Source organism: Tepidimonas alkaliphilus (genome assembly GCF_007556595.1).
Taxonomy (GTDB): Bacteria; Pseudomonadota; Gammaproteobacteria; order Burkholderiales; family Burkholderiaceae_C; genus Tepidimonas; species Tepidimonas alkaliphila.
This window is the reverse complement of sequence record NZ_VJNB01000002.1, coordinates 261,877-274,607: the sequence shown is the minus strand read 5'-3', so window position 1 is coordinate 274,607 and position 12,731 is coordinate 261,877. Positions and strand designations below refer to the sequence as shown.

At 66.2% G+C, this 12,731-nt stretch carries 15 protein-coding genes and 1 tRNA gene; 11 read left to right on the top strand and 5 right to left on the bottom strand.

What is annotated here, in order from left to right; genetic code table 11:
• Window positions 1–19 precede the first annotated feature (19 nt).
• The 9 genes from atpE (at window position 20) to Talka_RS03365 (ending at window position 7,550) form a co-directional block, all read left to right on the top strand.
• Window positions 20–265, top strand: a complete 246-nt coding sequence (gene atpE / locus Talka_RS03405; protein ID WP_143889698.1) for a F0F1 ATP synthase subunit C — start codon at window positions 20–22, stop codon at window positions 263–265.
• A gap of 107 nt (window positions 266–372) precedes the next feature.
• The gene (locus Talka_RS03400; protein ID WP_143889771.1) at window positions 373–843 is read left to right on the top strand and encodes a F0F1 ATP synthase subunit B; all 471 of its coding nucleotides are present in this window, start codon (window positions 373–375) and stop codon (window positions 841–843) included.
• A gap of 51 nt (window positions 844–894) precedes the next feature.
• Window positions 895–1,425 (top strand): F0F1 ATP synthase subunit delta, encoded by a 531-nt coding sequence (locus Talka_RS03395; RefSeq protein WP_143889697.1) that lies wholly within the window; start codon window positions 895–897, stop codon window positions 1,423–1,425.
• A 49-nt stretch (window positions 1,426–1,474) separates the two neighbouring features.
• The gene (gene atpA, locus Talka_RS03390) at window positions 1,475–3,031 is read left to right on the top strand and encodes a F0F1 ATP synthase subunit alpha (RefSeq protein ID WP_143889696.1); all 1,557 of its coding nucleotides are present in this window, start codon (window positions 1,475–1,477) and stop codon (window positions 3,029–3,031) included.
• 41 nt (window positions 3,032–3,072) lie between these two features.
• Window positions 3,073–3,942, top strand: a complete 870-nt coding sequence (gene atpG / locus Talka_RS03385) for a F0F1 ATP synthase subunit gamma (RefSeq protein WP_143889695.1) — start codon at window positions 3,073–3,075, stop codon at window positions 3,940–3,942.
• A 52-nt stretch (window positions 3,943–3,994) separates the two neighbouring features.
• Window positions 3,995–5,404: a F0F1 ATP synthase subunit beta gene (atpD, locus tag Talka_RS03380; RefSeq protein WP_143889694.1), complete on the top strand. Its 1,410-nt coding sequence runs from the start codon at window positions 3,995–3,997 to the stop codon at window positions 5,402–5,404.
• Between the two features lie 76 nt (window positions 5,405–5,480).
• Entirely contained in the window at window positions 5,481–5,897 is a 417-nt protein-coding gene (locus Talka_RS03375) for a F0F1 ATP synthase subunit epsilon (RefSeq protein WP_143889693.1), read from the top strand.
• Window positions 5,898–5,899: 2 nt separating this feature from the next.
• The gene (locus Talka_RS03370) at window positions 5,900–6,970 is read left to right on the top strand and encodes a YheT family hydrolase (RefSeq protein ID WP_342781035.1); all 1,071 of its coding nucleotides are present in this window, start codon (window positions 5,900–5,902) and stop codon (window positions 6,968–6,970) included.
• A 7-nt stretch (window positions 6,971–6,977) separates the two neighbouring features.
• Window positions 6,978–7,550, top strand: a complete 573-nt coding sequence (locus Talka_RS03365; protein ID WP_143889692.1) for a DUF2946 family protein — start codon at window positions 6,978–6,980, stop codon at window positions 7,548–7,550.
• On the opposite strand, the gene aroQ is transcribed toward Talka_RS03365, so the two are convergent.
• Window positions 7,493–8,005: a type II 3-dehydroquinate dehydratase gene (gene aroQ / locus Talka_RS03360; RefSeq protein WP_143889691.1), complete on the bottom strand. Its 513-nt coding sequence runs from the start codon at window positions 8,003–8,005 to the stop codon at window positions 7,493–7,495. The two genes, Talka_RS03365 and aroQ, sit on opposite strands and share 58 nt — an antisense overlap.
• A complete protein-coding gene (locus tag Talka_RS03355; RefSeq protein WP_143889690.1) occupies window positions 8,002–8,508 on the bottom strand; it encodes a c-type cytochrome in 507 nt (168 codons plus the stop codon). Before Talka_RS03355 ends, aroQ begins: the two co-directional genes overlap by 4 nt.
• Before the next feature lie 139 nt (window positions 8,509–8,647).
• Here Talka_RS03355 and Talka_RS03350 point away from each other — a divergent pair.
• A tRNA-Arg gene (locus Talka_RS03350) sits at window positions 8,648–8,723 on the top strand.
• Between the two features lie 81 nt (window positions 8,724–8,804).
• On the opposite strand, the gene Talka_RS11895 is transcribed toward Talka_RS03350, so the two are convergent.
• Together Talka_RS11895 and Talka_RS03340 are read right to left on the bottom strand one after the other, a co-directional pair.
• Window positions 8,805–9,023 (bottom strand): putative motility protein, encoded by a 219-nt coding sequence (locus Talka_RS11895; protein WP_185970044.1) that lies wholly within the window; start codon window positions 9,021–9,023, stop codon window positions 8,805–8,807.
• A gap of 91 nt (window positions 9,024–9,114) precedes the next feature.
• Window positions 9,115–10,473: a glutamine synthetase family protein gene (locus Talka_RS03340; RefSeq protein ID WP_143889689.1), complete on the bottom strand. Its 1,359-nt coding sequence runs from the start codon at window positions 10,471–10,473 to the stop codon at window positions 9,115–9,117.
• Window positions 10,474–10,646: 173 nt separating this feature from the next.
• Here Talka_RS03340 and Talka_RS03335 point away from each other — a divergent pair, with 173 nt between their 5' ends.
• The gene (locus tag Talka_RS03335) at window positions 10,647–11,846 is read left to right on the top strand and encodes a threonine ammonia-lyase (protein ID WP_143889688.1); all 1,200 of its coding nucleotides are present in this window, start codon (window positions 10,647–10,649) and stop codon (window positions 11,844–11,846) included.
• A gap of 31 nt (window positions 11,847–11,877) precedes the next feature.
• On the opposite strand, the gene Talka_RS03330 is transcribed toward Talka_RS03335, so the two are convergent.
• Entirely contained in the window at window positions 11,878–12,690 is an 813-nt protein-coding gene (locus tag Talka_RS03330) for a TIGR00266 family protein (protein ID WP_143889687.1), read from the bottom strand.
• Window positions 12,691–12,731: the final 41 nt, after the last annotated feature.

Sequence of the window (12,731 nt, the reverse complement as noted above, 5' to 3'; positions counted from 1 at the left end):
AACCAAAGGAAATCTCACCATGGAAAACATCCTCGGTCTCGTTGCTCTGGCTTGCGGCATCATCGTCGGTCTTGGGGCTATTGGCGCCTCGATCGGTATCGCTCTGATGGGAGGTAAGTTTCTGGAGTCTTCCGCCCGTCAGCCGGAGCTGATGAACGAACTGCAGACGAAGATGTTTATTCTGGCGGGTCTGATCGATGCGGCCTTCCTGATTGGCGTGGCGATCGCGCTGCTGTTTGCGTTTGCCAATCCGTTCGCGCTCTGATCGTTGGGGACGAGGAAGGGGCGCCCGGGCGCTGCGGTGTCCGGGTGCTTGCTCTTCCGAGCGCTAAACCCAGCCTCTTTCCGCAAATCTGTCCGAAAGGCGTTGCGATGAACATCAATGCAACCCTCTTTGCGCAAGCCATCGTTTTTGCCATCTTGGTTTGGTTTACGATGAAGTTTGTCTGGCCGCCGATCACCAAGGCGCTGGACGAGCGGGCGCAAAAGATTGCCGAAGGCCTGGCCGCCGCTGAAAAGGCTAAAACTGAGTTGGCTGTCGCGAGCAAGCGCATCGAAGACGCGTTGGCGCAATCGCGCAATGAAGCTGCCGCCCGTCTGGCCGATGCCGAGCGGCGCGCGCAGGCCATCATCGAAGAAGCCAAAGCTCGGGCAGCGGAAGAGGCGGCCAGAATTGTGGCGGCGGCTCAGGCGGAGGCACAGCAACAGGTGGTGCAAGCGCGGGAGGCGCTGCGCGAGCAGGTGGCTTTGCTGGCCGTCAAAGGCGCTGAGCAAATTTTGCGGCGCGAAGTCGATGCCCGTGCGCATGCCGACATGCTGGAGCGTCTGAAGGCCGAGCTTTGACGATGGCGTGGCGTGTGTGCGGCGCGCTTTTCTTGACCAAGAGAGAACACCATGGCTGAAGTAGCCACCTTGGCCCGTCCTTACGCGGAGGCGCTGTTCAAAGCGGCTGGCGAGCGGGCAGCCGATGCGGCGGCCTGGCTGCAGGAGCTGGCCTCCGTCGCCGCCCATCCGCAGCTGTTGGACTTTGCGGCCCACCCGAAAGTCACCACGCAGCAGGTTTACGATCTGGTGGCTGGCCTGTTGTCAGTGCCGTTGCCGCCGATCGGACAAAATTTTTTGCGCACGGTCATTGACAATGACCGCCTGCGCGTGCTGCCGGAGATTGCGCGGCAGTTTCGCGCGTTGCTCAACGCCCAGCAAGGCGTGGCCGACGCCCGCGTGGAAAGCGCTTTTGCGCTCGATGAAGCGCAGCTGGCGTCGTTGCAGAGCGTGCTGGAGCGGCGCTTTGGACGCGCGCTGCGACTGCAGGTGCAGGTGCGCCCTGAGTTGATTGGCGGGGTGCGCGTGGTGGTGGGCGATCAGGTGCTGGACACCTCGGTCGCCGCTCGTTTGGAACAAATGCGTGTGGCGCTGTTGGCTTGACGCTGGCTGACGTCACCCCGGAATCGAACCTTGCGCAAAGGAAAGCGTCATGCAACTCAATCCTGCCGAAATTTCTGAATTGATCAAGTCGCGCATCGAGGGTTTGGCCCCGACGGCCGATCTGCGCACCCAGGGAACGGTGGTGTCGGTGACCGACGGCATTGTGCGCATCCACGGCCTGTCGGAGGCCATGCAGGGTGAAATGCTGGAGTTCCCTGCCGGCAAGGATGGGCAGCCGACCTACGGCCTGGCGCTGAACCTGGAGCGTGATTCGGTTGGCGCGGTGATTCTGGGGGAATACGAGCACATCTCGGAGGGCGACACGGTCAAGTGCACCGGCCGTATCCTGGAGGTGCCGGTGGGCCCCGAGTTGATCGGCCGCGTGGTCGACGCGCTGGGCCGCCCGATCGACGGCAAGGGCCCGATCAACGCCAAGCTGACCGACGTGGTCGAGAAGGTCGCCCCGGGCGTGATCGCGCGCAAGAGCGTGGATCAGCCGGTGCAGACCGGCATCAAGGCCATCGACGCGATGGTGCCGATTGGTCGCGGTCAGCGTGAGCTGATCATCGGTGACCGCCAGACCGGCAAGACGGCGGTGGCCATCGACACCATCATCAACCAAAAAGGCCAAAACATGGTCTGCATCTACGTCGCCATCGGTCAGAAGGCGTCGTCGATCAAGAGCGTGGTGCGGGCCCTGGAGCAGCACGGGGCGATGGACTACACCATCGTCGTGGCGGCCTCGGCCTCCGAGTCGGCGGCGATGCAGTTCCTGGCGCCGTATTCCGGCTGCACGATGGGCGAATACTTCCGCGACCGCGGCCAGGATGCGCTGATCGTGTATGACGACCTGTCCAAGCAGGCCGTGGCCTACCGCCAAGTCTCGCTGCTGCTGCGCCGTCCGCCGGGGCGCGAGGCGTATCCGGGTGACATTTTCTACCTGCACAGCCGCCTGCTGGAGCGCGCCGCGCGTGTCAACGCCGACTACGTCGAGGCCTTCACCAAAGGTGAGGTCAAGGGCAAGACCGGCTCGCTGACCGCGCTGCCGATCATCGAGACCCAGGCCGGTGACGTCTCGGCGTTCGTGCCGACCAACGTCATTTCGATCACCGACGGCCAGATCTTCTTGGAAACGAACCTGTTCAACGCCGGCATCCGTCCCGCCATCAACGCGGGCATCTCGGTGTCGCGCGTTGGCGGCGCGGCGCAGACCAAGCTGATCAAGAGCCTGTCAGGCGGCATCCGCACCGACCTCGCGCAGTACCGGGAACTCGCGGCGTTCGCGCAGTTCGCCTCCGACCTCGACGAGGCTACCCGCAAGCAGCTCGACCGCGGCGCGCGCGTGACCGAGCTGCTGAAGCAGCCGCAATACAGCCCGCTGCCGATCAGCCTGATGGCCGCTTCGCTCTACGCCGCCAACAAGGGCTACCTGGACGACATCGAGGTCAAGAAGGTGCTGGCGTTTGAGGCCGCGCTACACGCCTACCTGAAGGACAAGCACGCCGCGCTGTTGGACAAGCTCGAGACGCAAAAGGCGATGGACAAAGACGCCGAGGCCGAGCTCGACGCCGCCATCCGAACCTTCAAACAGACCGGCGCGTGGTGAGAGGCTCGTCGCGGGCCCAACCCTGATACCAAGGAGTGGCGATGGCAGCAGGCAAGGAAATACGCGGCAAGATCAAGTCGGTGGAAAACACCAAGAAGATCACCAAGGCCATGGAGATGGTCGCCGCCTCCAAGATGCGCAAGGCGCAGGAGCGCATGCGCATGGCGCGGCCCTACAGCGAGAAGGTGCGCGCCATCGCGGCCAACCTGAGCCGTGCCAATCCTGAATACGTGCACCCCTTCATGGTGGAGCACCCGCAGGCCCCTGCGGCCGGGTTGATCGTGGTGACCACCGACAAAGGACTGTGCGGCGGCTTGAACACCAACCTGCTGCGCGCCGTGACCAACCAGCTGCGCGAGCTGCAGGGCCAGGGCAAGAGCGCGCAGGTGGTGGCCATCGGCAACAAGGGGCTGGGTTTTCTCAACCGCATCGGGGCCAAGGTGGTCTCTCACGTTACCGGGTTAGGGGATACGCCGCATCTGGAGCGCCTGATCGGCCCGGTCAAGGTGCTGCTGGACGCCTACGCCGAGGGCAAGCTCAGCGCCGTTTATCTGTGTTACACACGCTTCATCAACACGATGAAGCAGGAACCGGTGGTGCAGCAATTGCTGCCGCTGTCGGCCAAAGAGCTGGAGACCGGCGCGCCCGATTACGACTGGGATTACATCTACGAGCCGGATGCCCCGACGGTGATCGACGAGTTGTTGGTGCGTTACGTGGAAGCGCTGGTTTATCAGGCGGTGGCCGAAAACATGGCCTCGGAGCAGTCGGCGCGCATGGTGGCGATGAAGGCCGCCACCGATAACGCCGGCAACCTGATCAGCGAGCTCAAGCTCGTTTACAACAAGACCCGGCAAGCGGCCATTACCAAAGAAATTTCAGAAATCGTCGCGGGCGCAGCCGCGGTGTGATGCCGCAGCGGTTTTCGTCATTGTCGCAATCGAACAGACCAAGGTTGAAATCATGGCTCAAGCTCAAGGCAAAATCGTGCAGTGCATCGGCGCGGTGGTGGATGTGGAATTCCCGCGCGACCAGATGCCCAAGGTGTATGACGCGCTGAAGATGGAAGGCTCGCCGCTGACGCTGGAAGTGCAGCAGCAGCTTGGCGACGGCGTCGTGCGCACCATCGCGCTGGGCTCTTCCGACGGCCTGCGCCGCGGCATGACCGTTTACAACACCGGCGCGCCGATCACCGTGCCGGTCGGCAAGGCGACGCTGGGCCGCATCATGGACGTGCTGGGCAACCCGATCGACGAGCGCGGCCCGATCGACCAGTCGCTGACCCGCTCGATCCACCGCAAGGCCCCGGCCTACGACGAGCTGTCGCCGTCCACCGAGCTGCTGGAGACCGGTATCAAGGTGATCGACCTGATTTGCCCGTTCGCCAAGGGCGGCAAGGTCGGCCTTTTTGGCGGTGCGGGCGTCGGCAAGACCGTCAACATGATGGAGCTGATCAACAACATCGCCAAGGCGCACTCGGGCCTGTCGGTGTTCGCCGGCGTCGGTGAGCGCACCCGCGAGGGCAACGACTTCTATCACGAGATGATGGAGTCCAAGGTCGTCGTCAGCGAGGACCTGAGCCAGTCGAAGGTCGCGATGGTGTACGGCCAGATGAACGAGCCGCCTGGCAACCGCCTGCGCGTGGCGCTGACCGGCCTGACGATCGCCGAGTCGTTCCGCGACGAGGGCCGCGACGTGCTGTTCTTCGTGGACAACATCTACCGCTACACGCTGGCCGGCACCGAGGTGTCGGCGCTGCTGGGCCGCATGCCGTCTGCGGTGGGCTACCAGCCGACGCTGGCCGAAGAGATGGGCAAGCTGCAGGAGCGCATCACCTCGACCAAGGTTGGTTCGATCACCTCGATCCAGGCCGTGTACGTGCCGGCCGACGACCTGACCGACCCGTCACCGGCCACCACTTTTGCGCACCTGGACGCCACCGTGGTGCTGTCGCGCGACATCGCGGCGCTGGGTATCTACCCGGCGGTGGATCCGCTGGATTCCACCAGCCGCCAGGTGGATCCCAACATCGTCGGCGAAGAGCACTACAACACCACGCGCGCGGTGCAAGCGGTGTTGCAGCGCTACAAGGAGCTGCGCGACATCATCGCGATCCTCGGCATGGACGAGCTGTCGCCGGAGGACAAGCTGATCGTGGCGCGCGCGCGCAAGATCCAGCGCTTCCTGAGCCAGCCGTTCCACGTCGCCGAGGTGTTCACCGGTCAGCCCGGCAAGTACGTGCCGCTGAAGGAGACCATCCGCGGCTTCAAGATGATCGTCAACGGCGAGTGCGACCACCTGCCGGAGCAGGCGTTCTACATGGTCGGCACGATCGACGACGCGTTCGAGAAGGCCAAGAAGCTGGCCAGCTGATCCCCCAACGGACCCGCGGCGGCGCCCCGTGCGGGCTCCAAGCCCGCGCCCGCCGCCGGACACGACAGGAGTCGAAATGAACACCATCCAGGTTGAGGTGGTCAGCGCTGAAGAATCGATCTACAGCGGCCCGGCTCGCTTCGTGGCGCTGCCCGGCGAGGCCGGCGAGCTGGGCATCCTGCCCGGCCACGTGCCGCTGATCACGCGCATCAAGCCCGGCGCGGTGCGCATCGAGAAGCCGGACGGCGACGAGGAGTTCGTCTTCGTGGCCGGCGGCATTCTGGAGGTGCAGCCGAAGGTGGTGACGGTGCTGTCCGACACTGCCATCCGCGGCAAGGATCTCGACGAGGCCAAGGCCACCGAGGCGCGCAAGGCCGCCGAAGAGGCGCTGAAGAACGCCAAGAGCGAAGTCGATTTCGCCAAAGCGCAGTCGGAGCTGGCGATCATGGCCGCGCAGATTGCGGCGTTGCGCAAATACCGTCAAAAACGCTAAGCGTGAGGCGGGCCGAACCAGCCGCGCCAGGGGCGGTGCCGCCCGTGCCCGCCGAAGAGGATTGGCCCGCTGCGCCATGGCTGCACTGGGGCGGTCATGGGCAGACGATCGCGGCGGCTTTGTGGGGCTTGCGAGGCCGGGGAGCCAAGACGCAGCCGCAACGTCAGCGTTGGACGACGCCCGACGGCGACTTCGTGGACGCTGACCTCTGGGTCAACGCGGGTGCGCCAGAAGACCCAGTGGTGGTGCTGTTTCATGGCTTGGAGGGCTCTTCCCGCAGTCATTATGCCCAGGCGTTGGTGACCGTGGCCCAGCGCCGAGGTTGGACGGTGGTGGTGCCGCACTTCCGGGGCTGTTCCGGAGAGCCCAACCGTGCGCCGCGCGCCTACCACAGCGGGGATCACGACGAGATCGACTGGATGCTGCGTCAGGTGCGGCGCCTGTGGCCGCACGGGCGCTTGCGGGCGGTGGGCGTGTCGCTCGGCGGCAACGCGTTGCTGCGGTGGTTGCAAGAGCAGGGTCATCGTGCGCGCGCTGTCATCGAGGCGGCTGCAGCGATTTCGGCACCGTTGGATTTGCAAGCTGCCGGCGCGGCCATTGACCGCGGGTTCAACCGTTGGTTGTATGCGCGTTATTTTTTACGCACCATGCGGGCCAAAGCGGCTGCGTTCGCGCAGCGCCACCCTGGATGGATCGATGGGCGTCGAGCGGCCCGCGCCCCAACGTTGCGAGCGTTCGACGATGCGTTTACGGCGCCACTGCACGGATTTGCGGGTGTCGATGATTACTGGCGCCGCGCATCCAGTCGGGCGCATTTGGCGCGTATCGAACTGCCGACGTTGGTTCTGAATGCCCGCAACGATCCGTTGGTGCCTGCCCGCAGTTTGCCGCAACCTCACGAGGCAGGACGATGGGTTCGGCTTTGGCAGCCGACGCGCGGCGGGCATGTCGGCTTTGCCCAGCGGCGCAGTCGCTGGGATGGGCGGGGCGATCTGACCGACCTGTGGACGCGTGTGCTCGATTGGTTGGACGCCGCCGCAAAGGTATCGGAGTTGCACAGCCGGGGAGCGTGAGGGCGCGATGGATGAAAGCGTTAAAGCCGCGCTGGCGAAATGGCCCAATGTGCCGCATTGCTACGGCTGGCTCGGTCTGGATGAGCGGGGGCGCTGGTGGATGCGCGACCTCGCCGCGCAGGCGGCTGGCCCGTTTGCCGGCTCGGGCGCCACGCCCGAAAGCCGCGGCACGCTGTTGCGTCATGAGGGCTTGATCGCCTTCATCGGTCGCAACTACGAGGCCGACGCCGAGGGTCAATGGTTCTTTCAGAACGGCCCACAACGCGTCTATGTGGAGCTGGCCGCCACACCCTGGATCTGGCGTTTGCAGCCGGATGGGCGGTTGCACACGCATACCGGGGTGCCGGCCGGCACGCCGCAGCAGGCGCTGCTCGATGAGCAGGGGCGTCTGTATCTGGCGACCCCGTTGGGCTTGGGTTTGGTGCACAGCCAAGACGTGCCGCTGGCGGCCCAAGCCCTCGAGGAAGGACGCTGGGGCGCGATGCCGCTGCACCAGGTGCAGGCCGATGAGCTGCCGCAGCGCTACGGCTTCGTGCGCAGCCCAGCGCGCCAGGCCAGCGCCTGCAGCGCCAACAGATAACCCTCCACCCCCAAACCGATGATCGAGCCCGCGGCCACCGGCGCAACCCAGGAATGGTGGCGGAATGGCTCGCGCGCGTGCACGTTGGACAGATGCACTTCGATCACCGGCAACGGCTCGACTCCTTTGATGGCGTCGTGCAGCGCGATCGATGTGTGGGTGTAGGCGCCGGGGTTGAACACCACTCCGAGGGCTTGCCCGGAACGGTGAGCTGCTCCCCAAGCGTGAAGGTGATCGATCAACACGCCCTCATGGTTGCTCTGGGCGCATTCCACCTGCAAACCTAGCGCTTCGCCATACGACCGACAACGCGCTTCCAGTTCCGCCAGCGTCAGGCAGCCATAGACCCCGGGCTCGCGCTGGCCAAGCAGGTTGAGATTGGGGCCGTTGAGCACCAACACCCGCACACCTGGCCGCGCGCCGGGTGCCGCGTCACATACAACGGTGGAACTCATTGGCCGTTGGCGGGTGTTTCGGGTTCGGGGAATTGCCCGCCCCCCGCATTGGCCATGTAGGCCACGGCGCGCGCAATTTCCAGATCCCGAAACGCCCCTCCCCCTTGCGGGCCCATGGCCCCTTTGCCATGCAGCGCCGAATTGACCAAGGCGTCAAAGCCTTGCCCGAGTCGCGGCGCCCAAGCCGCTTTGTCGCCGAACTTGGGCGCGCCGACCAAGCCGGCCTCGTGGCAGGCGGCGCACTGAGCCTTATAGACGTCGGCGCCGGCGGCCAGCGGACGGTTGGCGTCGCGCAGCTCGACGGTGCCGACCTTTTGGATGCGGATGGCCGTGGCGAGCTCAGGATTGTCCACCCCGGCTTGCGGCTTCGGCTCGCGGCTGACGAACACCGCCAGGCCCATGATCAGCGCCACGGGTACCACAAAGGCGGCCACTGCCGTCCACCAAAGCTGTCGAGGCGTCTTGATCGGGCCGGTGTGCGCATCGTGGGCGTGCTCGCTCATGCTATCCCCTTCATGAAGTCCGGCTGGCCGAGCTCAGCACGAAGCAGCGGGCGCATGCCGGATCGCCACAAGATCGACTGATTATAGGAGTGCGTGTGCACGCCCGACGTGCCTGTTAGAATGCAAGCGTGACAGCTGCGCGGCTGTAGCTCAGTGGATAGAGTGTCGGCCTCCGAAGCCGAAGGTCGTGGGTTCGATCCCCGCCAGCCGCGCCAGTTCGTTGCGCCATGCTGTGAAACGCGCGGACGATCTGAACCCCATCCAGCAGCGACAGCAGGTTGACTGGGTCAAGAGCGTCAAACCCAAACGTTGACTTGACGGCCCAATGGGCCTTCCGTGGCCAATGGTTGGGGCTCTGTGGCGGGCAAGGCTGGCGGCAACGTTTGCAGCAGCGCTTGCGCTGCCTCGCGCTGCAGTTGCAGCGCCTTGCGCAACACCAACGTTTGCGCGGCGGTGGGCGCCTCGGCGCTGGTGGTTGCCGCTTGGCTGATCAGCGAGGCGGAGGTAAGTTCCATGGGTGACCCTGGCGCTTCAAATCAAGCCTGTTCGATGTTGTAGCGCAACCGCCGCGGTCTGGCAAGCCCCTGCGCCCCTGGGCCGATGAGGTTAGACGTTGAGCAGCAGATAGCGCCGCTCCCAGGGGCTGATGACGTCAAAGTATTGCGCGTATTCCGCGGCTTTGATGGCCCCATACGTGCGAATGAAGTGCGCGCCAAACAGCTCCGCCAGCGGTTCGCAGCGCATCAGCCGATCCACCGCGTCGTCGAGGTGTCGCGGGAGTTGGTGCGGCTGCTCGTAAGCGCTGCCGTCCAGCGGCTCGGTGGGCTGCAGGCGCTGGCGGATGCCCAGCAGCCCGCAGGCCAGGCTGGCGGCGATCACCAGGTAGGGGTTGGCGTCCACCCCGGCCAGGCGGTTCTCGACGCGGCGCGCCTCGGGGGGCGCATTGGGCACGCGCAGGCCGCAGGTGCGGTTGTCGTAGCCCCAGCTGAGGTTGATCGGCGCGGCGGTGTAGCGGCTCAGGCGCCGGTAGCTGTTGATGTAAGGCGCGAAAAACGGCATCGCCGCCGGCAGGTAGGTTTGCAGCCCGCCGATGAAATGGAAAAACGCCGGGGAGGGGCTGCCATCAGGGTTGGAAAACGCATTGCGGCCGCTGGCCAGGTCGATGACGCTTTGGTGGATATGCATGGCGCTGCCGGGCTGGCCTTGCATCGGCTTGGCCATGAACGTGGCATACATGCCATGGCGGATGGCGGCTTCGCGCACGGTGCGCTTGAACAGGAACACCTGGTCGGCCAGCGCCAGCGGCTCGCCGTGATCGAGGTTGACCTCCATCTGCGCCGTGCCCATCTCGTGGATCAGGGTGTCGAGTTGCAGACCCTGCGCCTCGCACCAGTCGTAAATGACGTCAAAGATGTCGCCGTATTCGTTGACGGCGTCGATCGAAAAGCTCTGCATGCCGGCTTCGGTGCGCTGCGTGCGCCCGACCGGGGGTTTGAGCGGGATGTCCTCATCCGGCTCGATCTGCACCAGGTAAAACTCAATTTCCGGCGCAACGATCGGCTTGAAGCCTTCGCGCTCGTATTCCGCGACGATGCGGCGCAGCACGTTGCGCGGGGAGAGTTCCACCGGCGTGCCGTCGAAGCGCACGCAATCGTGGATGATCTGCGCGGTAGGCTCTTTGGCCCACGGCACCAAGCGCAGCGCCGCAGGGTCGGGCAGCAGCCGCATGTCGGGGTCGGCCACTGGAGTGAAGTCTTCTTCGGGGTAGGCGCCGGTGACGGTCATCTCCAGCACCGCCATCGGCAGCCGCAGCCCTTCGGCCGGGCGGTATTTGTGGCGCGGCACGATCTTGCCGCGCGCCTGCCCGGCCATGTCCGGGATCAAGCACTCCACTTCCGTGATGCGGTGCTGGTCGAGCCAGCGCTCGATGGCGTGGGCGGTGTCCGGGTGAGCGGGAGCATGCATAAAGTCGGGGTGTTCCTCAACGGCGGTGGGCCCGCAGTATGCGCGCCGCGCGCCTGCGTGCAAGGGCCATGGAGCGGCGCGGCGCAGGCACCAATCAGGGGCACAGCGGCGCGCTGGCGCACAATCGAAGGGTCGGTTGGCGTAAGCGCGCACGCAGAGGAGCAAATTTCATCATGGTTCAATGGGCCGATGTGCAGGCGGCGGCGCAGCGCATTGCCGGGCAGGTGCTGGAGACGCCGTGTCTGGAGTCGCGCACGCTGTCGCAGATCACCGGGGCGCAGCTGTTTCTGAAGTTCGAGAACCTGCAGTACACCGCCTCGTTCAAGGAGCGCGGCGCCTGCAACCGGCTGGCGCAGCTCAGCCCCGGGCAGCGCGCGCGCGGCGTGGTGGCGATGTCGGCGGGCAACCACGCGCAAGGCGTCGCCTACCACGCGCAGCGGCTCGGCATGCGGGCGGTGATCGTGATGCCGCGCTTCACCCCGGGCGTCAAGGTTGAGCGCACGCGCGCGCTGGGCGCGGAAGTGGTGCTGCACGGCGAGACGCTGGAGCAGGCGCGCGAGCACGCCGACTGGCTGGCCGCCGAGCAGGGCTTGACGTTCGTGCACCCCTACGATGACGAAGCGGTGATTGCCGGGCAGGGCACGGTGGCGCTGGAGATGCTGCGCGCGCAGCCGCAGCTGGAGGTGCTGGTGGTGGCCGCCGGCGGCGGCGGGCTGATCAGCGGCATGGCGCTGGCGGCCAAGGCGCTCAAGCCCGACATCGAGGTGGTGGGGGTGCAGACGCGGCGCTTTGCGGCCTTGGTCAACGCGCTGACTGGCAGCCACTGGCCGGTGGGCGGCAACACCATCGCCGAGGGCATCGCCGTGGCGGCGCCGGGCCGGCACACGCTGGAACTCGCCCGCCGCTACGTGGACGACTGGCTGGTGGTGGAGGAGGAGGATCTGGAGCAGGCCATCGTGCTGCTGCTCGACATCGAGAAGACGCTGGTGGAGGGCGCCGGCGCCGCCGGCTTGGCGGCGGTGCTGAAGCACCCGCAGCGCTTTGCCGGGCGGCGCGTCGGGCTGGTGCTGTGCGGCGGCAACCTCGACCCGCTGCTGCTGGCCTCGATCATCGAGCGCGGCATGGTGCGCGCCGGGCGGCTGGTGCGGCTGGTGGTCAGCACGCGCGACCTGCCCGGGCAGCTGGCGCGCATCGCTGCGGTGGTGGCCGAGGCCGGCGCCAACATCGACCAGGTGCATCACCAGCGCGCTTTTACGTTGCTGGCGGCGCAGAACGTTGAGATCGAGCTCGTGCTGCAGACGCGCGGGGCCCAGCACGTGCAGGAGGTGCTGGCGGCGCTGCGCGGCGCTGGTTTTGAGGTGACGCCGCGCTGACCCGCCGCAGGGCCGCGCTGCCGCCGCGGCCTCACTCGTCGTCGCCGCCCAGCAGCCCGCCCGCCAGTCCGCCGGCGGCAAAGCCGCCCAGCAGCGAGCCCTCCTCGCGCCGGCCGCCCAGCTGCGGCGCGGCGGCAAACACGCGCGAGGCCAGGCGCGAAAACGGCAGCGTCTGCAGCCACACGGTGCCAGGGCCGCGCAGCGTGGCCAGGAACAGCCCCTCGCCGCCGAACAGCGCGGTCTTGATCTTGCCGACGTATTCAATGTCGAAATCGATGCTCGGCGTGTAGGCGACCACGCAGCCGGTGTCCACCCGCAGCATCTGCCCCGCGGCCAGCTCGCGCCGCACCACGGTGCCGCCGGCGTGCACGAACGCCAGTCCGTCGCCGTCGAGGCGCTGCATGATGAAGCCCTCGCCGCCGAAGAAGCCGACCGACAGCTTGCGCTGCAGCGCGATACCCAGGCTCACGCCGCGCGCGGCGCACAGAAAGCTGTCTTTCTGGCAAATCAGCGCACCGCCCAGCGCCTTCAGGTCCATCGGCAGGATCTTGCCGGGGTATGGCGCGGCGAACGCCACGCGGCGCTTGCCGTCCGCCTGGTTGGTGTAAACCGTGGTGAACAGCGACTCGCCGGTGATGAGGCGCTTGCCGGCGCCGAGCAGTTTGCTAAAAAAACCGCCCTGCTGCGCGCTGCCGTCGCCGAAGACGGTGTCCATGACGATGCCGTCGTCCATCATCATCAGGCTGCCGGCCTCGCCGATGGCGGCCTCGCCGGGGTCGAGCTCGATCTCGACGAACTGCATCTCCGCGCCGCGGATCTCGTAATCGATGACGTCCATGCCCATGGCTGTAACCTCAGACGTTTGCGTGTGAAACTTTGTTACTG

What these genes read in the sequence shown, in the direction of transcription:
- atpE (WP_143889698.1), top strand. Translation starts at nt 20, where the DNA reads ATGGAAAACATCCTCGGTCTCGTTGCTCTGGCTTGCGGCATCATCGTC.
- atpD (WP_143889694.1), top strand. Translation starts at nt 3,995, where the DNA reads ATGGCTCAAGCTCAAGGCAAAATCGTGCAGTGCATCGGCGCGGTGGTG.
- Talka_RS03330 (WP_143889687.1), bottom strand. Translation starts at nt 12,690, where the DNA reads ATGGGCATGGACGTCATCGATTACGAGATCCGCGGCGCGGAGATGCAG.
- Talka_RS03355 (WP_143889690.1), bottom strand. Translation starts at nt 8,508, where the DNA reads ATGAGCGAGCACGCCCACGATGCGCACACCGGCCCGATCAAGACGCCT.
- Talka_RS03395 (WP_143889697.1), top strand. Translation starts at nt 895, where the DNA reads ATGGCTGAAGTAGCCACCTTGGCCCGTCCTTACGCGGAGGCGCTGTTC.
- Talka_RS03340 (WP_143889689.1), bottom strand. Translation starts at nt 10,473, where the DNA reads ATGCATGCTCCCGCTCACCCGGACACCGCCCACGCCATCGAGCGCTGG.
- Talka_RS03365 (WP_143889692.1), top strand. Translation starts at nt 6,978, where the DNA reads ATGGATGAAAGCGTTAAAGCCGCGCTGGCGAAATGGCCCAATGTGCCG.
- atpG (WP_143889695.1), top strand. Translation starts at nt 3,073, where the DNA reads ATGGCAGCAGGCAAGGAAATACGCGGCAAGATCAAGTCGGTGGAAAAC.
- Talka_RS03375 (WP_143889693.1), top strand. Translation starts at nt 5,481, where the DNA reads ATGAACACCATCCAGGTTGAGGTGGTCAGCGCTGAAGAATCGATCTAC.
- Talka_RS11895 (WP_185970044.1), bottom strand. Translation starts at nt 9,023, where the DNA reads ATGGAACTTACCTCCGCCTCGCTGATCAGCCAAGCGGCAACCACCAGC.
- atpA (WP_143889696.1), top strand. Translation starts at nt 1,475, where the DNA reads ATGCAACTCAATCCTGCCGAAATTTCTGAATTGATCAAGTCGCGCATC.
- Talka_RS03335 (WP_143889688.1), top strand. Translation starts at nt 10,647, where the DNA reads ATGGTTCAATGGGCCGATGTGCAGGCGGCGGCGCAGCGCATTGCCGGG.
- Talka_RS03400 (WP_143889771.1), top strand. Translation starts at nt 373, where the DNA reads ATGAACATCAATGCAACCCTCTTTGCGCAAGCCATCGTTTTTGCCATC.
- aroQ (WP_143889691.1), bottom strand. Translation starts at nt 8,005, where the DNA reads ATGAGTTCCACCGTTGTATGTGACGCGGCACCCGGCGCGCGGCCAGGT.